This is a genomic window from Microbacterium sp. J1-1, from assembly GCF_024498615.1.
Taxonomy (GTDB): domain Bacteria; phylum Actinomycetota; class Actinomycetes; order Actinomycetales; family Microbacteriaceae; genus Microbacterium; species Microbacterium aurugineum.
Window position 1 is genome coordinate 735,289 of sequence record NZ_CP089590.1, and the last position, 20,300, is coordinate 755,588.

Sequence of the window (20,300 nt, forward strand, 5' to 3'; positions counted from 1 at the left end):
GAAAGCGAGAATCATGCACATCGGCATCGACGTCGGCGGCACCAACACCGACGCAGTCCTCATGGACGGCACCCGCACGCTCGCGGGCGTGAAGCACTCGACCACCCCCGATGTCACCAGTGGCATCATCCAGGCGATCGAGGAACTGCGGGCCGGACACGCGTTCGAGGGCGCCGACGTCGACGCCGTCATGATCGGCACGACGCACTTCATCAACGCACTCGTGCAGGCGAGCCGTCTGGCGCCGGTCGCGGCACTCCGCCTCGGACTCCCGGCGACGCGAGCTCTGCCGCCGCTGATCGACTGGCCCGACGTGCTGGTCGAGGCGACGCAGGCCCGCAGCTATCTCGCCCACGGGGGCTACGAGTTCGACGGCCGACCGATCTCACCCCTCGACCCGGACGAGATCCGGGCGCACGCCGAAGACATGAAGTCGCACGGTATTCGCTCGGTCGCGATCTCGTCGGTGTTCAGCCCGGTCAACCACGACCTCGAGGTGCGGGCGGCAGAGATCGTCGCAGAGGTGCTGGGGGCGGATGCCGCCATCTCGCTCTCCCACGAGATCGGACGCATCGGACTGCTGGAGCGCGAGAACGCGACGATCATCAACGCCGCGCTGCGCGAGCTCGCGTCCGAGATCGTCGATGGGCTCACGTCTGCCGTGCGCGCCCAGGGCATCGAGGCGCCGATCTTCCTCAGCCAGAACGACGGCACGCTCATGGACGAGGAGTACGTGCGTCGCTACCCGGTCGCGACTTTCGCCTCCGGTCCGACGAACTCGATGCGCGGAGCAGCCGCGACGAGCGGTCTGGACGACTGCGCCGTGATCGATGTGGGCGGCACCACGGCCGACATCGGGCTCCTGATCAACGGCTTCCCCCGGGAGACCGCGAACGAGGTCAAGGTCGCCGGCATCCGCACCAACTTCCGGATGCCGGACGTCCTCTCGCTCGGCATCGGTGGCGGCAGCATCGTCGATGAGGAGACCGCCGAGGTCGGACCGGCATCCGTCGGGTACAAGCTGACCACGGAAGCGCTGGTGTTCGGTGGATCGACCCTCACCGCCACGGACATCGCGGTCGCGGCTGGCCGCGCCCACGTGGGCGACGCGAGCAAGGTCGCGCACCTCGACCCCGTGTTCGTCGAGCGGGTGCTCGCCCGCATCGCCGAGCGTGTGTCGGAGGCGGTCGACCGCATGCGCACGTCACCCGAGCCCATCGCGGTGGTCGCCGTCGGCGGAGGCTCGATACTGCTCCCCGACGAGCTGCCGCTGTTCGGCACCGTGCACCGACCTGAGAACTACGCGGTCGCGAACGCCATCGGCGCCTCCATCGCACAGGTCGGCGGTGAGATCGACAAGGTCTACGCGATCGAGCCCGGTCGTCGTGACGAGACACTCGCCGAGGTGCGCGCCGAGGCGGTCGACAAGGCGATCGCGGCGGGTGCCAAGCCCTCGACCGTGTCGATCATCGACTTCGACGAGGTGCCCATCCCGTATCTGCCCGGCAACGCCACGCGCATCCGCGTCAAGGCGGTCGGCGACCTCGACATGGGGGCGTGACATGAGCTGGACGATCACCCCCGCCCACATCGACGGGCTCGCTCGCGGTGCCGCGGTGCTCGGCACGGGAGGCGGAGGGGATCCGTACATCGGTGCCCTCCTCGCGCGTCAGGCCCTGACCTCCGGCGACGTCACGGTCGTCGGGCTCGACGAGGTGCCCGACGATGCGCTCGTGCTGTTCGTCGCGATGATGGGCGCGCCGACCGTCATGGTCGAGAAGCTCCCCAGTCTCGCCGAGGTCATCGAACCGGTCAAAGCGCTCAGCGTCCACCTGGGCCGTCCGGTGACCCACATCGCGTGCGCGGAGGTGGGCGGAGTCAACTCCACCATCCCGATCGCCGCCGCGGCCGCACTCGGACTGCCGCTGGTCGATGCCGATGGCATGGGTCGCGCGTTCCCGGAGCTGCAGATGGTTCTGCCGACGCTGTACGGCGTGACGGCATCGCCCCTCGCGTTCAGCGACGAGAAGGGCAACACGGGGGTGCTGCAGACGGCCGACAACTCGTGGACCGAACGCATCGCTCGCGTGGCCTGCGTCGAGATGGGCTGCTCGGTCATGATCTCCGGGTTCTCCATGTCCGGCTCGGCGGCGCGCGAGTCGCTCGTCGCGGGTTCGCTGTCCCGCTGCATCGAGATCGGGCAGCGCATCGCGACGGCACGCGAGGAGAAGTCCGATCCGGTCGACGCGGTCGTCCGGCTCCTCGGCGGACGCGAGCTGTTCGATGGGAAGGTCGTCGACGTGCACCGCGCCACCACCACGGGCTTCGCGCGTGGCCGTGCTCGCATCGACGGGGACACCGACCGCTCGCTGACGCTGCAGTTCCAGAACGAGCACCTGGTGGCCGAAGCCGACGGCACGGTCCTGGCGACCACGCCCGATCTGATCATGGTGCTCGACGGCGAGTCCGGTGAGCCGATCACGACCGAGGGACTGCGTTACGGACAGCGGGTCCGGGTGATCGCGGCTCCGGCCGATGAGCGCTGGCATTCGGACGCCGCCCTCGCGATGGTCGGCCCGGGGTACTTCGGGTACGACATGGCTGCCCACCGCTTCGACGGCAGCATCTCCACCGGAACCGTGCCGGCGGGAGCGACGGCATGAGCTGGCAGCTCACCGCGGCCGACCTTCCCGATCTCGCTCGCGGCGCGACCTTGCTCGGGACCGGTGGGGGCGGTGACCCGTACATCGGCAAGATGCTCGTCGAGCGCGTGCTGGGCGAGGGGAGCATCACGATCCTGGATCCGGACGAGCTCGCCGACGATCTGTTCGTGATCCCGACTGCCCAGATGGGTGCGCCCACCGTCATGGTCGAGAAGATCCCGGCCGGCACCGAGCCCACGCTCGCCCTGCGCACGCTCGAGGAGCACCTCGGACGCACGGCGGATGCCACGATGCCGATCGAGTGCGGCGGCATCAACTCGATGATCCCGCTCATCGTCGCGGCCGAGACGGGCCTGCCGGTGGTGGATGCCGACGGCATGGGCCGGGCATTCCCCGAGCTGTCGATGGAGACCTTCGCCGTGTACGGCGTGCATGGATCGCCCCTCGCGCTCGCGGGAGAGCGCGGCGAGAAGGTCGTGATCGACACGGGAGACGACGACCGGCAGATGGAGTGGCTCGCCCGCGGCATCACGATCCGTCTCGGCGGCGTCGGCCACATCGCCGAGTACGCGATGACCGGCGCGGACGTCCGGCGCACCGCCGTCCCGCGAACGATCTCGATGGCCCTCGCGCTGGGCCGCGCCATCCGTCTCGCCCGGGAGGAGCATCGTTCACCGTTCGAGGCGATCGCCTCGACCCTCGCGACGACGCTCTACCCGCACCTTCGGGAGCTCTGCGTCGGCAAGGTCATCGACGTCGAGCGGCGCACGACCGAGGGGTTCGCCAAGGGGCGTGCGGTGATCGCGCCACTCGGCGCAGAGGAGGGCGCCATTTTCGAGATCTCGTTCCAGAACGAGAACCTCATCGCCCGTCACGGGGAGACGCTCGTGGCGATCGTGCCCGACCTCATCTGCGTGGTCGATCACGAGACGGCCGAGCCCATCACCACGGAGGGACTCCGCTACGGGCAGCGCGTACGGGTGCTCGGCATCTCCACACCCGAGATGATGCGCACCCCCGAGGCGCTCGCCGCCTTCGGACCGTCCGCTTTCGGTCTCGCCGCGGACTTCGTCCCGGTCGAGACTCTGGCCGCGGGTGAGGACGTTTCTCCCTAGGCTGGAGCGCATGATGCTGCAGCGCGACGACCTCACGGCGCTCGCCCGCGGCTATTCGCTCCTCGGATCCGGCGGTGGCGGTTCGACGACCATGCTCGAGCTGATGCTCGCCGGGTCCGACCGGGGGCCGATCGAGATCTCTCCGATCTCCTCGCTGGACCCGCGCACACCCTGCCTGGGCGTCGCCTTCGTCGGCTCCACGATGCTGCTCGGCGAACGCCTTCCCGGCGCTGAGCCCTTCGCTCGTCTGCTGGCCGCGGTCGAACGGTGGATCGGTCATCCCGTTCCCGCGGTCTGCTCCCTCGAAGGCGGCGGGATGAACGGGCTCGCTCCGTTGACGCTGGCCGGGTCCCACATCGTGGTGGACGCGGACTGCACCGGCCGTGCCGTTCCGGGGCTGGACCAGATGTCGCTCTTCGTCGACCGGGTTCCCGGACTCGTGTTCGCCTGCGACACCGGCGCCGGAGGGGTCGCCCTCGTCGAGGCGCACCGGGCTATCGACGCCGAGCGGGTCGTGCGATCCGCGATCATCCAGGCGGGCGGCGTCGGCTGTGCGGTGCTCGGAGGCTTCACGGTCGGCGACCTCCATGAACACGCGATCGGGGGCCATCTGGCGCATGCGCTCGAACTCGGCAGGGCCTACCTCGCATCGGCGGGCGCGCCCCTCCCGCTCCTAGCGGATGCCCTCGGTGGCGAGCTACTGGCTGAAGGGCGTATCGTCTCGGTCGCCCCGTCGCCGCAGGATCCGCACGTGAACGCCGTCGAGATCAGCGGACTCGGCGGTGCCGTCCACCGTGTGGTGAGCCGATCGGAGACCCTCGCGGTGCTGACCGATGGGCTGCTGGTCGCGTCCGCCCCCACGATCATCGTGGTCGTCGATGCGGTGTCACGCGAGATCCTCGAGGTCACGGAACTGCGTCTGGCGCGGAACGTCGCGGTCTTCTCCATCCCTGCGCCCGACTGGTGGAATGCGCGGCCCGAGCGTCGCGCGAAAGTGCTGCCCTCCGCCTACGGCCTCGACGATCTGGATGCGGCGTGAGCGCGCGGCTGCCCGTGAGCGCGCTGCTCTCCCACACGGAGAACGGCGGCCTGCAGTGGGTCGCAGGACCACGCGATGCGGCGTGGGAGGAGGTGGCCGTCGGCGCGAGCGAAGCCGAACTCACCGAGAGGGGCGCCGAGCGGCTCGCGATCATCACCGCATCGGCCCCGACATCGACCTGGCAGCAGGACGCTCTGCTGCGCCGGCTGCGGGACCGGGGGTTCACCGGGCTCGCCGTGTCCGGGGCGGCGGACTTCGACGCGGGCGCGTTCCGCCTCGCGGATCGGATCGGCCTGTGCCTGCTCGACGTCCCGCGCCCCATCCAACTCGCGAAGGCCTGTTGGATGCTGATCGAGGCGCGCGATGCGCTGACGCTCAGCCAGGTGCGCAAGGTCGCGCAGTCGTTCGAGTACGCCGCCGATGATCTCACCGATCTGCTCGGACACATCGCGGCGAACCTCGGTGTCGGTGCCGCACTGATCGACTCGTCCGGTGTCCTGCAGGAGGCGGGCGCGCATCTCGACGAGCGACTGCATGCGGCCATCGGCTTCGACTCGTGGCTCGACCGGGTGCGCGTCGGCGAGACGGCTGCGGCGTCGGTGCGGGTCGACAGTCCCGGACGCAGCGGCCTGAGGCTCGTGCTCTTCGGGCAGGGTCTCGGCGAGGCACAGGTGCAGTCGCTCTCGGTCGCGGCCGAGGTCGCGATGCCCGCCGTCGCGGCCCGCATCCTGATCGACGAGGTGGCAGCCGTGAACGACGTCGCGGTGTCGTCCGGGCTGTTGCGCGACTTCGTCGATCTGCATGGGGCAGCGGATGCCGATGTCCAGCGGCGGATGCTCGAGCGCGGCTGGCGCACGAGCGGTCATCATCTCGGTTTCCGGGTGGTGGCGAGAGGGCGTCTCGACTCGTTCTCGCTGCTGCGCTCCGTCAGTGCCGGGCTCAGTGCGATCGACGCGGAGGCGCATGCTACGACAGCGGGTCGAGGACTGAGCGGGTGGCTGACGTTCCCGGATGCCCCCGATCCCGATCGCGTCGAGCGGGCCGTGGCCGCACTGCGTGAGCTCCACCTGGGTGTCCTGCGGGACTTCACCGTCGCGACCGGCGTCGGATCCTTGCAGGCCGGATCCGAGGGACTCGCCACGACGCTGGACGAGGCGGGGGATGCGGCGCGGATCGCCGCGGCGCGGTCGGCGACCGGTTGGTTCGTGCGGGTGGATAGTCTCGGCCTGGAGCAGCTGCTGCTGGCGTGGACGGGGAACGACACGTTCGTGCCCGCCGCGGAATCCCTCCTCGCCCCGCTGCGGGAAGGGGGAGGCGAACTGCTCACCACTCTTTCCGCGTATCTCGATCACGAGTCGGGCATAGCGGCGACGGCGACGGCCCTCGGTCTGCACCGCAACACCATCGCCGTGCGGATCCGTCGCGTGCAGGAGCTGCTCGGGATCGACATGAACGACCCCGAGGCGCGATTGGCGCTGCACCTGGCCTGTCGGGCCGTGCAGCCGCGCTGAGGCCGGGCGGGGTCAGTCCTCCGGATCGCCGTGCAGCATCCAGGGGATGCCGAAGCGGTCGATGAGCATCCCGAAGAGGCCACCCCACGGCGGCACATCGAGCGGCATCGTGATGGTCGCCCCTTCGGACAGCTTCTCCCAGACCTCGCGGGTGGTGTCCTGAGAGTTGCCGCTCAACGAGACCGAAAAGCCCTGCGGCTTCTCGTACGGCATGCCATCCGGGGAGTCGGAGCCCATCAGCACGAGTCCGCCCGGTGCATCCAGCTGTGCGTGCATGACGAGATCTTTCTGGCTCGGATCCTGCACCATGTCGGGGAACTCTCCGAAGGTGTTGATCACGAGCTCCCCGCCGAGCACGCTCCGGTAGAACTCCATAGCCTCGCGGGCTTCGGTGCGGAAGGACAGATACGGATTGAGGTTCGCCATGATCGCTCCGGGTGAGGTGGATGCATCGACCGCACGCTCAGTCTGCGCCGCCTCCGACCGGATCCGCAAGAGGACCCCTGCGCGCTCCGAGAACCCCGTGCGTCGGTGGAGCAGGTGCTCACCGCGCGGCGAGCCAGTCCGTGAAGGTCTGGCGTCCGAGGTCGGCGTCGGGACCGGGAAGCGCATCGCCGGCACGCATCCCCGCCATCTGCGGCCCGGGGACGTTGAGCGCCGGGATCCACCCTCGATACCCCTCCCGGCGGGCGAACGCCCGGATCATGGTGGAGAGCTGTTCCTCGCGCGGGCCGGCGAGGTCACGCACCCGGCCCTGCGGCTCCGACGTCGCGAGGGCTGCGAGCCGGGCGCCGACCTCGGAGGCGGCCACGGGTTGGGTGCGGGCGTTCGGGGCGAGGTGCAGCGGCCCCAGTTTCGCGCGCGCGAACATCTGTCCCGCGAACTCGTGGAACTGTGTCGCCCGCAGAATCGTCCAGGGCACCCGTGAGGACGCGATCACCTTCTCCTGCGCGATCTTGCCTGCGTAGTAGTCGTAGGGGATGCGGTCGATACCCACGATCGACAGGAGCACGACGTGTCGGACCCCGGCCTCCTCGGCCGCGGAGACGAGGGTGCCGGTCGCGGCGGTGAAGAACTCGATCGCCGCGGCGGCCTTGAGCGTCTCGATGCTCGTGACGTCGATCACGACGTCGGCACCGTCCAGCGCGGCATCGAGTCCCCGGCCGGTCACCAGGTCCACCCCGTGCGAACGGCTGAGCACCACCGCGTCATGTCCGTCGGCCTCGATCGCGGCCACGGTGGGCCGACCGACCGTCCCGGTTCCTCCTGCGACGGCGATTCTCATGTGTGCTCCTTCTCTCTCGATTTCATCCTTCTCCTCTTTCGACGACGCAGACCACGGGAATGTGAGGCGACAGCCGAAAGACGGCAGCGGCGGGCGCCGCGTGGGGCCAGGATGGAGGCGATGGATGATCTCGAGGTGATCGACGCCGAACGCCGCACCCTGCTCGCTCTCGCCTATCGTCTGCTCGGCACGGTCGCCGATGCGGAAGACGCGGTGCAGGAGACGTTTGTGCGGTGGTACCGGATGAGCGTCGAGGAACGTGCACAGATCAGGAACCCCGCTGCGTGGCTGACCCGCGTCGCCGGACGCATCTGCCTGGACGCGCTGGGATCGGCGCGTGCTCGTCGGGAGAGGTACGTCGGCCCCTGGTTGCCGGAGCCCGTTCCGCACGACTCGCTGCTCGCCGCCCGTCCGCACCCGGATCCGTTGGAGCGGATGACGCTCGACGAGTCGGTGGGGATGGCCCTGCTCGTCGTGCTGGAGTCGCTCACCCCCGCCGAGCGGGTCGCGTTCGTGCTGCACGACGTGTTCGGTGTCCCCTTCGCCGAGATCGCGGAGACGGTCGGTCGGAGCCCGGATGCGGTGCGCCAGCTCGCCTCGCAGGGTCGTCGGCGCGTGCGCGAACGCCGGGCGGTCGTGGCGTCGCGGGAACAGCACGATGCCGTGGCGAGAGCCTTCCTCGCCGCTGCGTCGACCGGAGAGCTGCAAGGTCTGATCGCACTGCTCGACCCCGACGTCGTGCTCGTCTCCGACGGAGGAGGGAAGAAGTCGGCTGCGCTGCGGCCGGTGGCGGGAGCGGACCGCGTGGCACGCTTCCTGCGGGGGATCGCGCAGCGCCATCCCGAGGCCGACGTCTCGCTCGTCGCGGCCCCCGATGGGCTCGTGATGCTCGCGACGATCGACGGCCGCGCGGATGCGGTCTTCTCCTTCGTCGTCCGCGTAGACCGCATCACGGAAGTCTTCGCCGTGCGCAATCCCGACAAACTCAGCCAATGGCCGTGAGACCTCACTCGGTACGATGACGAGTGTGACCACCCCGACCGTGCGCCCCGGCATCGCCGAACGGCTTTCGCAGATGATCCGGATCCCGACGGTCTCGGCGGAGCTCGATGAGCGCGGACCTGCCCCCTTCGAGGAGTTCGTGGCGCTGATCGCCGAACTGTACCCCTTGACGCACCGGGACTTGCGGCTGGAACGGCACACCGACTTCGGTCTCCTGTTCCACTGGGCGGGGAGCGGCGCGGCGGGCCGAGACCCCCTCGTGCTGATGGCGCACTACGACGTCGTCCCCGTCGACGAGAGCGACGCGTGGACGTATCCGCCGTTCGCGGGAACCATCGCCGACGGTTCGGTGTACGGCCGGGGCGCCCTGGACGACAAGGGCCCGCTGCTCGTCGTGCTCGAAGCCGTGGAGAATCTGCTCGCGGACGGCTTCGTCCCGTCCCGCGACGTGTATCTCTCGTTCGGCGGCAACGAGGAGACCTACGGGAAGGCGGCGGAGGAGATCGCACGCGTGCTGCGCGCCCGCGGCGTGATGCCGTGGCTCGTCCTCGACGAAGGCGGCGCCGTCGTCGATGCGCCGCTGCCCTTCGTCCCCGGTCGAGCCGCGATGATCGGTGTGGGGGAGAAGGGCGTGATGACCCTCCGGTTGACGGCACGGGGCGAGGGTGGTCATGCGTCCGCACCGCCGTCGCTCACCGCGGTCCGACGCGTCGCGAGAGCCGTCGACCGGCTCGGACCCACGACCTTCCGACCTCGTGCCTCGAAAGCGATCCTGCGGATGCTGTCGCAACTGGCGACGCGCACCCCGGGGCCGGCCCGCCACCTGCTCAGGTTCTTGGGGTCGATGCCGCTGGTGACGGGGCAGGTCTTCGCCGCGCTCGGGGGCGAACCCGCCGCTCTCGTCCGCACGACCGTGGCTCCGACCATGCAGTCGGGCGGCACGGCGGCGAACGTGCTGCCCTCGCAGGCATCCGCCACCCTCAACCTCCGCATCGCGCTGGGCGAGACCACCCAGCAGACGATCTTCCGGGTGCGGCGACGCATCCGCGATCCGCTCGTCTCCGTCGAGGTGGTCGAGGCGGGGGAACCCTCGCCCGAGTCGCCCACCGACAACGTGCAGTTCGCGCTCCTCGCGGCCGCGTTGGACGTCTCCCATCCCGGGGTTCCCGCCGTGCCGTACGTGATGATGGCCGCCACCGACTCCCGGCACTTCCATCGCTTCTCGCCCGCTGTCTACCGTTTCGCGCCCTTGGATATGTCGAATGCCCAGCGGGCGTCGATCCATGGCGTCGACGAGAGCGTCGAGATCGTCGCCCTGGAGCGCGGGGAGCGATTCCATCGGGCACTTCTCGAACGACTAGGGTGATCTCACCCCGCCTCCTGCCGACGCAGGAGCATCCGAACGAGAAGCAGGAGACGCGATGACGCGCACCCGCACACTGGGCACCCTCGCCGTCGTCGTCGGCTTCCTCGCCTTCGTCGAGTTCACGAGCGGTGTGCTGCAGGGGTACTACACGCCCATGCTGACGGACATCGCCCGTCATCTCGGGGTCCATGATGCCGACGTGAACTGGCTCGAGGGCACGCAGCTGATGCTCTCAGCCCTCGTCGTCCCGGCGTTCGCGAAGCTCGGCGACATGGTCGGCCACAAGCGGATGCTGCTGATCTCCACCGCGGTCACCGGCGCGGCCGCCCTGGTGCTGCCGTTCACGGATTCTTTCGGGGTGTTCCTCGCCGCCTGGGCGCTGATGGGGTTCTACGTCGTCTGGCTCCCGCTGGAGATCGCCCTCATCTGGTCACGGTCGCGGCGGATGGAGGGTCGCTCCTCGATCACCGCCAAGGCGGCGGGACTCCTGGTCGCGGCGCTCGAAGGCGGCGCGATCATCGGCGCCCTCGTCGGCGGCGCACTCATCGACGTCCTACCGCTCACCGTGGTCCTGCTGGTGCCCGCCGTGCTGATCGTGGTGTGCTTCTTCGTGATCCTGCTGGGGGTCAAGGAGTCTCCGGAGCCCGCGGGCGGCGTCTTCGACACGGTCGGTCTCGTACTGATCTCGCTCGCACTCGTCTGCTTCACCGGGGGTCTCAGTCTGCTTCGTCTCGAGGGCGGACTGGAGAATCCTTGGTCGTGGGGTGTGGTGGTCCTGGGTGTGCTGCTGGTGGTTCCGTTCGTGTTGTGGGAGCTGCGGTGCGAAGACCCCCTCATCGATGTGCGCATGTTCCGCTCGCCCGCGCTCGGCCCGGTTTTCCTGACGGCAGGGCTCTTCGGGGTGAGCGTCCTCGGCGCGCAGGCACCGCTGTCGACGTTCGCGCGCACCGACCCCGCGGTCTACGGCTACGGTCTCGGGACCAGCGGATTCGCGACCTCGCTGATCATCGGCGTCTACCTCGTCGCCATGATCACGGGTGCCCTGCTGTTCCCGTCGTTCGCCCGCTGGATCACCCCACGCCTGACGCTGATGGGGGCATCGGTGCTCGTGGGACTCGGCTTCTTGCTCTTCCTGCCGTTCCACGACACCTACACGCAGGTCATCGTGAACATGGTCGTCGTCGGACTCGGCTCAGGCGCCCTGGTGGCCGCGCTTCCTGCCGCCGCGGCCTCGGCAGCACCGGCGTCGCAGACCGGCGTCGCGACGGGCCTCACGAACTCCGTCAAGACCGTCGGCGGGGCGATCGCCTCGTGTGTGTTCGGCATCGCGCTGCTACACGGCGTCGCGACCACGGCGGGGGCGACCGAGGGGACCGCGGGTTCGCTCGCCGGCTACTTCACCGTGTGGATCGTGTGCGGCGCCACCGCTCTCGCCGCAGCCGTGATCCTCGTGTTCGTCCCGAAGGCCGCGTTCACCGACCGGGCTGCCGATGCGGAGGTCGTCCCGGCACTCTGACGTCACTCGCGCAGATCGAGCGCCCGGGCGATCGCCGTCCACGCGTCGGTGCCGAGGGCCGCATCGGCGGACGGCGTGCCGCCCCGACCCATGGTCACACCGCCGTGGACTCCGGTCTCGCCGGGAAGGGTGATGCGGTGCCCGGCCTCGGGGTGGGTGACGACGGTCGTCTCTCTCGCGTGCAACGAGCGACGACGTTGGATCTCGGCCGCGAATCGGTCGCTCGGCCAGACGCGGTCGTCTCCGCCGGCGACGAGGATGACCGGACCGGTGATGTCCTCGACCCGGATCGCCGCCGCGCGGGTGAGATCGGGATCGCGGGCGAGGCTGGATTCGTAGAGCGATCGATACTCCGGCGGTTCGGTCGTCGGGGACCACGACGGGTCGAACCCCACGGAGGGAAGCGGAGTGCCACGAAGGCTCCAGTGCGACGACCAGTTGCCGTCGACGACGCCCGACCAGACGACGGACGACGGCGCGACTGCGATGGTGGCGTCGACCGAGTGCAGAGACGCGGTGACGAGTGCCGCTTCTGCTCCGAACGACGTGCCGAAGATCGCGACGCGATCCGCATCACGGCGGAGCAGATCCAACTGGTCGATGAAGATCTCGATCGGTACCTCGTGCGGAGCGGGGCGCTGGTCCGTGCCGCCGAACCAGCGGATGGCGCGGACCCGGGCCCCGTGCCGCGCGAGCAGGTCGGCCCGCTGAGCCTCCACACGTCCACTCGATCTGGCGAGGAGCAGGACCGCGGTGCCGCAGGGAGCCTCCGGAAAGGCATCGTGCCGGTCGGCGGGGTCGACCGAGGTGCGGGGAAGCTTCGTCGTCATCACTCGCGATCGAGACCGAACGTGCGCTTCACGATGGCCTGGACGTCGCGGTCGAGGGCATCGATGCGGGTGTTCACAGTGTCGAATCGGGCGTTCATCTCGGCGCGCAGACCGCCGAGCTGTCCGTTCATCTCGGTGCGCAGGCCAGCGATCTCGCTGCGGACGATCCGGACGAACAGGGTCGAGACGACCGTGAGGGTGCTGAACATCAGCACGGTGAACGATCCGATCGTGGTCCAGATCTGTGCGTCATTCATGAATCCCACTCCGTCATCGTCGCATCGATCCGGCAAGCCTGCCAGAGTGCGGGAGACGAAGATATCGGCTACTCACGAACGGCGAACAACTGGTTTGCATGTCGTTCGGTGGAGGAAAGGTCAGTCCCCGCCCTGGGGGTTGTGCAGGAACTCGATCCGGATGCCGTCGGCATCTTCGACGGAGGCGAGGTGCTGCCACCCGACCGGGCGGTGGGGTTGCCACCGCCCGGTCCTGTTCAGTCGCCCTTCACGTTGACGATCTGCCGCAGCGTGTGCCGGATCGATACGAGGCTCGCGGCATCCGCCATCACCTGGTCGATCGGCTTGTACGCCTGCGGGATCTCATCGATGAAGGCATCCGTGTCGCGGAACTCGATTCCCGTCATCGCTGCCCGCAGCTGCTCGTGAGTGAAGGTCCGCCGTGCTGCCGACCGGGAGTACTCCCGCCCGGCACCGTGCGGAGAGGAGTTCAGCGACTGCGGGTCGCCGAGCCCCTCGACCACGTACGAGGCGGTGCCCATCGACCCGGGGATCAGTCCTGGTCGGCCGGCGTCCGCCTGGATGGCACCCTTCCGCGACACCCACACCTGCGTGCCGTAGTGCTTCTCCGACTCCGTGAAGTTGTGGTGGCAGTTGATGCGCTCCTGCTCGTCGACCGCGGTACCGAGGAACTCCGAGACCTGGCGCATGACGCGGTCCATCATCTCCTCCCGGTTCAGCAGGGCGAAGTGCTGGGCCCACCGCAGTTCCCGGATGTAGCGGGTGAACTCCGCGGTCCCCTCGACCAGGTAGGCCAGGTCGGGGTCGGGGAGGTCGATCCACCACTGCTTCGCGAGCCGCTGGGCGACACCGATGTGGTGTCCGGCGATCTTGTTGCCGACGCCTCGCGATCCCGAGTGCAGGAACAGCCAGACCCGGTCGATTTCGTCGACCGACACCTCGATGAAGTGGTTGCCCGAGCCGAGCGTCCCCAGCTGCAGCCGCCAGTTCCCGGCGTACTGGGCGGGATCGAAGCCGCTCTTCTCGGCGAGCTGCTCGAGCTCGGCGATGCGCGGCTCGGCGGTGGCCACGACCTTGCGGTTGTAGCGTCCGGCCGACAGGGGGATGGCGCGCTCGATCTGCTCCCGGAGTCCTGCGAGGTCATGACCTGCGAGGTCGTTCCCGGTGAACTGGGTGCGAACGGCGATCATGCCGCAGCCGATGTCGACGCCGACGGCCGCGGGGATGATGGCGCCGAGCGTCGGAATGACCGAGCCGACCGTCGCCCCCTTGCCGAGGTGGGCATCCGGCATCAGTGCCAGGTGCGGGTGGATGAACGGCATGCGAGCCGTGGTGTGCGCCTGAGCGAGTGTCTTCTCGTCGATCAGTGACGCCCACGACAGCAGCCGTGCGGAGAGCCTCTCCATGATTCCTTTCCTTGTGGTGGTTTCCGGCCACAGGTCAGGGGTCTTCCACGGAAAACGCCCCGGACCTGACGGTACGGGGCGTTGTGAGAGCGGGTGCTGTCACGCGGCGCGTGCCGGAGGGTACGACTCGTAGCGGTCATTGCGCTTCTGCTGAAGCTGCAACACCGCTGCGATGGGGAGGTTCCGCTGCGCGGTCATCCGTCGACTCCTCGGCTGGTGTGCTGCGCCGAATGGCACAGCTTTGCCACCCTAGGGTGCGACACGCCCGGGAGTCAAGCGGCACCGACTGCGCCGGAAGGCGAAAACCCAGACCAGCGCTGGGAGCTCCGCTGTGTCGAACCACGACCAGACGCGAACACGTCGGGTGGTCTGGGTTTTCGCCGGGGAAGGGTCAGTGTGGCGCGTGGTACTCGGCCTCGCCGCGCTTCCAGTACCCCTTCACGACGGCCTTCGTCGTGTCGACGCCCCAGCGTTCGAGCAGTGCCCTGCCCGGCTTGACGATCGACTGCTCCGCGGCGATGAACACGAACGGGTCGTCTCCGACGGCGTCGTCCGCGGTCAGAGTCTCGAGGAAGGCGATGAGTGCGGAACCGGAGGGGGCTTCGCCGCGATGCAGCCACTCGATGTCGACCGGCGCATCGATCTCGAACTCGCGTCCCTGGTTCACGGTCTCCACCACGATGCGGGCCGGGGTGCCTGCCGGGATCAGCGCGGCGAAGCGTCGGATGGCGGGGATCGCGGTCTCGTCGCCGACCAGCAGCCAGGAGCCGGGGTCGCCGGACAGCACGGCTGACCCGCGCGGACCGCCGACACCGATCCTGGATCCGAGCGGTGCCGTCGCCGCCCAGGGGGCCGCGACGCCCTGGTCTCCGTGCACCGCGAACTCGACATCGAGCCAGTCGTCGCCCCAGGCGAGCGGCGTGTACTCGCGGCTCGGCGAGGCGCGGAGTTCCTCGACCGAGTCCGTGGGGCCGGAGGGGAAGAAAAGCCGCATGTGGTCATCGGCGCCCGGCGAATCGAAGCCGGCGAGGTCCGAGCCGGTCAGCCGCACGCGGACGAAATCCGGCGCGAGCCATTCCCGGGCGCTCAGTGCGACGTGGCGGAAGCGCAGCTGCAGGCCACGACGTTCGATCGAGAATCCGGATTTCGTGTTGCTCATAAAGTAAGGCTAACCTAAAACTATCGAGGGAAGGTTGCCCTAACCTCGCCGCCCGGCGCCCGTCGTGTGCGCATCGATCCCGCAGAACAGGAGTCTCTCCATGTCCGTGCCCAGAACCCTCACCGCCACGAGCGTCGCGCTCGTCGGTCTTCTCGCCCTCGCCGGCTGCGCATCCGGCGGTTCGGCGGAATCGGAGAACAACGAACCTGCAGCCGCGACCGTCACGGTCGAGGACAACACCGGCACGCACGAGATCGCGACACCTCCTACCTCCGTCGTGGCTCTCGACAACCGCACCTTCCAGACGCTGTCCGACTGGGGCGTCGAGCTCGCGGCCGGAGCCGTCGCGCTCATGCCCGAGACCGTGTCGTACGTGAAGGACGACGGCATCGTCGACATCGGACTGCACAGCGAGCCCGACCTCGAGGCCATCGTCGCCGTGGAGCCCGACCTGATCATCAGCGGCCAGCGATTCACGCAGCACAACACCGCGATCGCCGACCTCGTGCCCGATGCGACGATCGTCGACCTCGAGCCGCGCGAGGGAGAGCCCTTCGACGAGGAGCTCAAGCGCCAGGTCACCGTGCTCGGAGAGATCTTCGGCAAGCAGGACGAGGCCGCGAAGCTCGTCGAGGACTTCGACGCCGCTGCCGAGCGCGCGAAGGCTGCGTACGACGACGCCGACACCGTCATGGCCGTCAACACGTCGGGCGGCGAGATCGGCTACCTCGCCCCGACCGTCGGCCGCTCGCTCGGCCCGATCTACGACCTTCTCGGGCTCACCCCGGCACTTCAGGTCGACGACGCGACCGATGACCACCAGGGCGATGAGATCTCGGTCGAGGCGATCGCCGCGTCGGACCCCGACTGGATCCTCGTGCTCGACCGCGACGCCGTGTTCGCTGCCGAAACCCCGGACTACGTGCAGGCTGCGGAGATCCTCGAGAGCTCCGAGGCCCTCGCCGGCGTCACGGCCGTGAAGGAGAAGCAGCTCGTCTACATGCCCACCGACACGTACCTGAACGAGGGCATCCAGACCTACACGTCGTTCCTCAACGACTTCGCAGACGCCCTCGAGAAGAGCGCGAAGAACTGAGGTATTGCGGCGGCATCCGGATGATCCGGGTGCCGCCGCACGGTCATCATGGTCTCCACCGACATCACCCAGCCGCCCCGCCACGCCGGGCGGCTCTTCGACGTGAAACTGCTCATCGGCGTGCTCGTCGTCGCGGTGCTCCTCGTGATCTCGCTCTTCACGGGCGTCTACGACATCGCCGGGGCGGACGACGGCGCGCAGATGTTCCAGATCACGCGCGTCCCCCGTACGATCGCGCTCGTCCTCGCCGGCGCCGCCATGGCCATGGCGGGCCTCGTGATGCAGCTTCTCACGCAGAACCGCTTCGTCGAGCCCACGACGACCGGGACCACCGAATGGGCGGGGCTCGGGCTGCTGATGGTCATGATCCTCGTGCCGCAGCCGTCGCTCCCGCTGCGGATGGCCGGTGCGATCCTCGCGGCCTTCATCGGCACGATGGTGTTCTTCGCGTTCCTCCGTCGAGTCGCCCTCAAGTCCTCGCTCATCGTCCCGATCGTCGGCATCATGCTCGGTGCGGTCGTCGGTGCCCTGTCCACCTATCTCGCCCTGGTCACCAACTCGCTGCAGATCATCGGCGTCTGGTTCGCGGGGAGCTTCACCTCGGTGATGCGCGGTCAGTACGAGATGCTCTGGATCGTGGCGGTCATCGGGGTGATCGTCTTCATCGTCGCCGATCGACTGACCATCGCCGGGCTCGGGGAGGAGGTCGCCACGAACGTCGGTGTGAACTACAACCGGATCATCCTGCTCGGCACGGTGCTCATCGCGGTGACCACCGGTGTCGTGACGGTCGTCGTCGGCAATCTTCCTTTCCTGGGGCTGATCGTGCCGAACATCGTCTCGATGGTGCGCGGTGACGATCTGCGCAGCAATCTGCCGTGGGTGTGCCTGCTCGGCATCGCGATCGTCACGGTGTGCGACATCATCGGCCGCACCATCATCATGCCGTTCGAGGTCCCGGTGTCGTTGATCCTCGGGGTCGTCGGCGCGGTGGTGTTCGTGCTCCTCCTGCTGAGGCAGCGTCGACGTGGCTAGCGCGGTGATGACACCGACGACGACGGGCGGCCCGGTGCGATCGGCCGGCTCGTTCACGACCCCGCGAGCGCGCCGTCGCTACGTCCTCGTCCTCGGCGTGCTCGTCGTCCTCGCCGCCGTCTCCGGCTTCGGGCTGCTGGCATGGGCGAACCCGATGCCGGTCGGCTCCGCAGGATTCTGGCGAATCGCCCAGCACCGCGCGATCGATGTCACCGTGATGGCGCTCGTCGCCGTGTCCCAGGCGATCGCCACGGTGAGCTTCCAGACCGTCACCAACAACCGCATCATCACGCCGTCGATCATGGGCTTCGAGTCGCTGTACCGCGTCGTGCAGACCTCCACCGTCTACCTGTTCGGAGTCGCCGGGCTCGTCGCGATCCAGGGCGTCGGCCAGTTCGCGATCCAGGTCGTCATCATGGTCGGACTCGCGGTCGCCCTGTACGGGTGGTTGCTCTCGGGGCGATACGGAAACCTGCAGATCATGCTTCTGGTCGGCATCGTGATCGGCGGCGGTCTCGGAGCGGTCGCCACGTTCATGCAGCGTCTGCTCACCCCCAGCGAGTTCGACGTGCTCGCCGCCCGTCTCTTCGGCAACGTCTCGAACGCGGACGCCTCCTACCTGCCGCTCGCGATCCCGCTCGTGATCGTGGCCTCCGCTCTGCTATGGATCCGATCGCGTCGGCTCAACCTCATGGCCCTGGGTCCGGACGCCGCGCGCTCGCTCGGTGTCGACCATCGGCGCGAGCTGTTCGTCGTACTGTTCCTCGTCGCCGTGCTGATGGCGACGTCGACCGCGCTGGTCGGGCCGATGACCTTCCTCGGCTTCCTGGTCGCCACGCTCGCCTACCAGTTCGCCGACACGCATGACCATCGGCTGATCTTCCCCGTCGCGGTGCTCACCGCCTTCACGATCCTCGCGGGGGCGTACTTCGTGATGAAGAACGTGTTCTACGCGCAGGGAATGGTCTCGATCCTGATCGAGCTCGTCGGCGGGACCGTGTTCCTCATCGTCATCCTCAGAAAGGGCAGACTGTGATCGCTCTCGACGGCGTCCGCCGGGACTACAGCAGCGAGGTCGCGATCGGTCCGGTCGACCTCGAGATCCCGACCGGCGGCATCACCGCGCTGATCGGACCCAACGGTGCGGGCAAGTCGACGCTGCTCACGATGATCGGCCGGCTGAACGGGATGGATGCGGGGGCCATCGAGATCGCGGGGCTCGATGTGGCCTCGACGAGGTCGAAGGACCTGGCGAAGGTCGTGTCGATCCTGCGTCAGGAGAACCACTTCGTCACGCGACTCACCGTGCGCCAGCTCGTGGGATTCGGCCGGTTCCCGCACTCGAAGGGACGGCTGAACCGGGCCGACGAGGAGATCATCAGCCAGGCCATCGACTTCCTCGACCTCGGTCCGCTGGAGGGGCGGTATCTCGATGAGCTCTCCGGAGGGCAGCGTCAGCGCGCCTACGTTGCGATGGTGCTGGCACAGGACACCGAGTTCGTGCTGCTGGACGAACCGCTGAACAACCTCGACATGCGCCACGCGGTGCAGATGATGAAGCACCTGCGACGGGCGGCGGAGGAACTCGGACGCACGATCGTGATCGTGCTGCACGACATCAACTTCGCGGGGCACTACGCCGACCACATCTGCGCGATGAAGGACGGCGCGGTCGTGGAGTTCGGATCCCCTGCCGCGATCATGACGGATGAGGTGCTGTCACGGGTCTTCGACACCCCCGTGAGCGTGATCGCCGGACCCTCCGGACCGCTCGCGGTGTACTACTGACCTCCGCGCACGAGCTCCTCAGAGCTCGATGCCGTGGTCTTCATCGTTGACGCCGGCGTTGTTCCCGCGCCGCGACTCGTACCCGAGGAACCAGCCCAGCCACACGATGGCGGCGAGAAGAACGCCCAGCCACACATTCTGGAAGATGAGCCCGACCACCACGCCGACGATCAACAGGCCGACAGTGATGGAGATGCGGATCGCTCTGCGGGACATGGCCCCAGCATAGGCGGCGGAGTCAGCGGTCGCGATGGTTCTCGGGTGCGAGGCGAGGGCCTCGGCGCGGCTCGTGCACCCCGCTGGCGGCGATGAGGCGGACCGCTCGCTGCCGTTGCCCCGCCCAGGGAGCGAGGAGCTCGAGCATCCCGGCGTCATCGGTGCGCGTGCCGGTGAGGGCGTAACCGATCTCGTGGGCGAGGTGGTAGTCGCCGACGCTGACGGCATCGGTATCGCCGAGCGCGCGGGCCCGGGTCTCCGCCGAGGTCCACACCCCGACGCCGGGAAGGCTCGTGAGAACGCGGTCGCGCGCCGTGCCGTCCGGGGCAGTCCGCACGGCGTGGGCGATGCGATCGCCTCGTTCCGCGGCGCGCACGAGGGTCCGGGACTGTGGGGGCTCGACCCCGGCGCGGTGCCACGCCCAGGAGGGGATGCGGTGCCACTGTGCGGCGGTGGGCGCGGTGAACATCGGTCGGGGCGTCGGGCCGGGGGCGCGCTCGCCGAAGCGGGAGACGAGCCAACGCCACGCTCCGAACGCCTGCATGCCGGTGACCTTCTGCTCGATGATCGCGCATGCCAGCGCGTCGAACACCTCGTCGGTGCGTGTCAGGCGCAGCCCGGGATGGCGATGCGCGGACTCGGCGACGAGAGGGTGATGCGATGCGTCGAACCCCTCGGCGTCGTCGTGGGCTCCACAGAGTGCGGGGACGGCGTCGAGCGCGAAGTCCGTTCCGGGGCCCCAGGCGGTCGCGCGCACCTCGCCACCGATCGTGCGCACCGCCAACGTCGTCGGACCGAGGGGTGTGCGCACTGCCCGCCAGATCACCGATCCGGCGATGACCATGGTCGGGTCGCCCGTGCCACGGCGAAGGAAGCCGAGTGTGCGGCCGAGATCGAGAGGGTGCGATGGGCGGTAAACGGTCTCCCGAGGGGCATCCGATGGCGCGACCTCAGCCGCTGCGGATTGCGCCGTCGATGTCATGCGCCCACCCTACGCGCCGGCCCTGACACCGACT

General features: G+C 68.8%; 20 protein-coding genes. 12 read left to right on the top strand and 8 right to left on the bottom strand.

The features are described from left to right. Positions 1-13: 13 nt before the first annotated feature. The 5 genes from LRQ07_RS03460 to LRQ07_RS03480 are packed head-to-tail and all read left to right on the top strand — an operon-like array spanning position 14 to position 6,328. Positions 14-1,561 (top strand): hydantoinase/oxoprolinase family protein, encoded by a 1,548-nt coding sequence (locus LRQ07_RS03460; RefSeq protein WP_256535836.1) that lies wholly within the window; start codon positions 14-16, stop codon positions 1,559-1,561. 1 nt (position 1,562) lies between these two features. After that, positions 1,563-2,663, top strand: coding sequence for a DUF917 domain-containing protein (locus tag LRQ07_RS03465; RefSeq protein WP_256535837.1), 1,101 nt, complete (start codon positions 1,563-1,565; stop codon positions 2,661-2,663). Beyond that, positions 2,660-3,778 (top strand): DUF917 domain-containing protein, encoded by a 1,119-nt coding sequence (locus LRQ07_RS03470; RefSeq protein ID WP_256535838.1) that lies wholly within the window; start codon positions 2,660-2,662, stop codon positions 3,776-3,778. The genes LRQ07_RS03465 and LRQ07_RS03470 overlap by 4 nt, the downstream gene beginning before the upstream one ends. A 10-nt stretch (positions 3,779-3,788) precedes the next feature. Then, positions 3,789-4,817, top strand: coding sequence for a DUF917 family protein (locus LRQ07_RS03475; protein ID WP_256535839.1), 1,029 nt, complete (start codon positions 3,789-3,791; stop codon positions 4,815-4,817). Continuing rightward, positions 4,814-6,328 (top strand): PucR family transcriptional regulator, encoded by a 1,515-nt coding sequence (locus LRQ07_RS03480; RefSeq protein ID WP_256535840.1) that lies wholly within the window; start codon positions 4,814-4,816, stop codon positions 6,326-6,328. The genes LRQ07_RS03475 and LRQ07_RS03480 overlap by 4 nt, the downstream gene beginning before the upstream one ends. A gap of 12 nt (positions 6,329-6,340) precedes the next feature. On the opposite strand, the gene LRQ07_RS03485 is transcribed toward LRQ07_RS03480, so the two are convergent. Beyond that, positions 6,341-6,754 (bottom strand): VOC family protein, encoded by a 414-nt coding sequence (locus LRQ07_RS03485; protein ID WP_232762546.1) that lies wholly within the window; start codon positions 6,752-6,754, stop codon positions 6,341-6,343. Between the two features lie 118 nt (positions 6,755-6,872). After that, a complete protein-coding gene (locus tag LRQ07_RS03490) occupies positions 6,873-7,613 on the bottom strand; it encodes an SDR family oxidoreductase (RefSeq protein WP_256535841.1) in 741 nt (246 codons plus the stop codon). Between the two features lie 120 nt (positions 7,614-7,733). Here LRQ07_RS03490 and sigJ point away from each other — a divergent pair, with 120 nt between their 5' ends. Genes sigJ through LRQ07_RS03505 form a run of 3 tightly spaced genes read left to right on the top strand, consistent with a single transcriptional unit; the run spans position 7,734 to position 11,497 of the window. Then, complete coding sequence (gene sigJ / locus LRQ07_RS03495; protein WP_256535842.1) at positions 7,734-8,615, top strand: RNA polymerase sigma factor SigJ; 882 nt, start codon at positions 7,734-7,736, stop codon at positions 8,613-8,615. A 25-nt stretch (positions 8,616-8,640) separates the two neighbouring features. Further along, the gene (locus LRQ07_RS03500; RefSeq protein ID WP_413775530.1) at positions 8,641-9,981 is read left to right on the top strand and encodes a M20/M25/M40 family metallo-hydrolase; all 1,341 of its coding nucleotides are present in this window, start codon (positions 8,641-8,643) and stop codon (positions 9,979-9,981) included. Between the two features lie 55 nt (positions 9,982-10,036). Beyond that, positions 10,037-11,497 (top strand): MFS transporter, encoded by a 1,461-nt coding sequence (locus tag LRQ07_RS03505; RefSeq protein ID WP_248539737.1) that lies wholly within the window; start codon positions 10,037-10,039, stop codon positions 11,495-11,497. 2 nt (positions 11,498-11,499) lie between these two features. Here the strand turns inward: LRQ07_RS03505 and LRQ07_RS03510 are convergent, their stop codons facing one another. The 4 genes from LRQ07_RS03510 to LRQ07_RS03525 form a co-directional block, all read right to left on the bottom strand. Beyond that, positions 11,500-12,327 (bottom strand): acyl-CoA thioester hydrolase/BAAT C-terminal domain-containing protein, encoded by an 828-nt coding sequence (locus LRQ07_RS03510; RefSeq protein WP_256535844.1) that lies wholly within the window; start codon positions 12,325-12,327, stop codon positions 11,500-11,502. Next, the gene (locus LRQ07_RS03515) at positions 12,327-12,584 is read right to left on the bottom strand and encodes a hypothetical protein (RefSeq protein ID WP_256535845.1); all 258 of its coding nucleotides are present in this window, start codon (positions 12,582-12,584) and stop codon (positions 12,327-12,329) included. The genes LRQ07_RS03510 and LRQ07_RS03515 overlap by 1 nt, the downstream gene beginning before the upstream one ends. A gap of 236 nt (positions 12,585-12,820) precedes the next feature. Continuing rightward, positions 12,821-13,990, bottom strand: a complete 1,170-nt coding sequence (locus LRQ07_RS03520) for an RtcB family protein (protein ID WP_256535846.1) — start codon at positions 13,988-13,990, stop codon at positions 12,821-12,823. Positions 13,991-14,381: 391 nt separating this feature from the next. Continuing rightward, positions 14,382-15,149, bottom strand: coding sequence for a siderophore-interacting protein (locus LRQ07_RS03525; RefSeq protein WP_256535848.1), 768 nt, complete (start codon positions 15,147-15,149; stop codon positions 14,382-14,384). Between the two features lie 100 nt (positions 15,150-15,249). Between LRQ07_RS03525 and LRQ07_RS03530 the strand changes: the two genes are divergently transcribed. From LRQ07_RS03530 to LRQ07_RS03545, 4 genes are read left to right on the top strand one after another with little or no spacing between them, the layout of a single operon-like run. Further along, on the top strand, positions 15,250-16,245 hold the full coding sequence (locus tag LRQ07_RS03530; RefSeq protein WP_256535849.1) for a siderophore ABC transporter substrate-binding protein: 996 nt from the start codon (positions 15,250-15,252) through the stop codon (positions 16,243-16,245). Between the two features lie 48 nt (positions 16,246-16,293). Beyond that, positions 16,294-17,280: an iron chelate uptake ABC transporter family permease subunit gene (locus LRQ07_RS03535; RefSeq protein WP_232762538.1), complete on the top strand. Its 987-nt coding sequence runs from the start codon at positions 16,294-16,296 to the stop codon at positions 17,278-17,280. A gap of 7 nt (positions 17,281-17,287) precedes the next feature. Beyond that, complete coding sequence (locus LRQ07_RS03540; protein ID WP_256536461.1) at positions 17,288-18,316, top strand: iron chelate uptake ABC transporter family permease subunit; 1,029 nt, start codon at positions 17,288-17,290, stop codon at positions 18,314-18,316. Then, positions 18,313-19,068, top strand: coding sequence for an ABC transporter ATP-binding protein (locus tag LRQ07_RS03545; protein WP_256535850.1), 756 nt, complete (start codon positions 18,313-18,315; stop codon positions 19,066-19,068). The genes LRQ07_RS03540 and LRQ07_RS03545 overlap by 4 nt, the downstream gene beginning before the upstream one ends. An 18-nt stretch (positions 19,069-19,086) precedes the next feature. Here the strand turns inward: LRQ07_RS03545 and LRQ07_RS03550 are convergent, their stop codons facing one another. Both LRQ07_RS03550 and LRQ07_RS03555 read right to left on the bottom strand, forming a co-directional pair. Next, on the bottom strand, positions 19,087-19,284 hold the full coding sequence (locus tag LRQ07_RS03550; protein WP_047520535.1) for a hypothetical protein: 198 nt from the start codon (positions 19,282-19,284) through the stop codon (positions 19,087-19,089). A 22-nt stretch (positions 19,285-19,306) separates the two neighbouring features. Then, positions 19,307-20,266, bottom strand: coding sequence for a DNA-3-methyladenine glycosylase family protein (locus LRQ07_RS03555; protein ID WP_131491745.1), 960 nt, complete (start codon positions 20,264-20,266; stop codon positions 19,307-19,309). Between the last annotated feature and the right edge of the window lie 34 nt (positions 20,267-20,300).

Coding starts and splice junctions, on each gene's coding strand:
- LRQ07_RS03460 (WP_256535836.1), top strand. CDS start 14: ATGCACATCGGCATCGACGTCGGCGGCACCAACACCGACGCAGTCCTC.
- LRQ07_RS03555 (WP_131491745.1), bottom strand. CDS start 20,266: ATGACATCGACGGCGCAATCCGCAGCGGCTGAGGTCGCGCCATCGGAT.
- LRQ07_RS03485 (WP_232762546.1), bottom strand. CDS start 6,754: ATGGCGAACCTCAATCCGTATCTGTCCTTCCGCACCGAAGCCCGCGAG.
- LRQ07_RS03525 (WP_256535848.1), bottom strand. CDS start 15,149: ATGAGCAACACGAAATCCGGATTCTCGATCGAACGTCGTGGCCTGCAG.
- LRQ07_RS03490 (WP_256535841.1), bottom strand. CDS start 7,613: ATGAGAATCGCCGTCGCAGGAGGAACCGGGACGGTCGGTCGGCCCACC.
- sigJ (WP_256535842.1), top strand. CDS start 7,734: ATGGATGATCTCGAGGTGATCGACGCCGAACGCCGCACCCTGCTCGCT.
- LRQ07_RS03505 (WP_248539737.1), top strand. CDS start 10,037: ATGACGCGCACCCGCACACTGGGCACCCTCGCCGTCGTCGTCGGCTTC.
- LRQ07_RS03465 (WP_256535837.1), top strand. CDS start 1,563: ATGAGCTGGACGATCACCCCCGCCCACATCGACGGGCTCGCTCGCGGT.
- LRQ07_RS03470 (WP_256535838.1), top strand. CDS start 2,660: ATGAGCTGGCAGCTCACCGCGGCCGACCTTCCCGATCTCGCTCGCGGC.
- LRQ07_RS03510 (WP_256535844.1), bottom strand. CDS start 12,327: ATGACGACGAAGCTTCCCCGCACCTCGGTCGACCCCGCCGACCGGCAC.
- LRQ07_RS03535 (WP_232762538.1), top strand. CDS start 16,294: ATGGTCTCCACCGACATCACCCAGCCGCCCCGCCACGCCGGGCGGCTC.
- LRQ07_RS03530 (WP_256535849.1), top strand. CDS start 15,250: ATGTCCGTGCCCAGAACCCTCACCGCCACGAGCGTCGCGCTCGTCGGT.
- LRQ07_RS03550 (WP_047520535.1), bottom strand. CDS start 19,284: ATGTCCCGCAGAGCGATCCGCATCTCCATCACTGTCGGCCTGTTGATC.
- LRQ07_RS03515 (WP_256535845.1), bottom strand. CDS start 12,584: ATGAATGACGCACAGATCTGGACCACGATCGGATCGTTCACCGTGCTG.
- LRQ07_RS03540 (WP_256536461.1), top strand. CDS start 17,288: ATGACACCGACGACGACGGGCGGCCCGGTGCGATCGGCCGGCTCGTTC.
- LRQ07_RS03475 (WP_256535839.1), top strand. CDS start 3,789: ATGATGCTGCAGCGCGACGACCTCACGGCGCTCGCCCGCGGCTATTCG.
- LRQ07_RS03520 (WP_256535846.1), bottom strand. CDS start 13,990: ATGGAGAGGCTCTCCGCACGGCTGCTGTCGTGGGCGTCACTGATCGAC.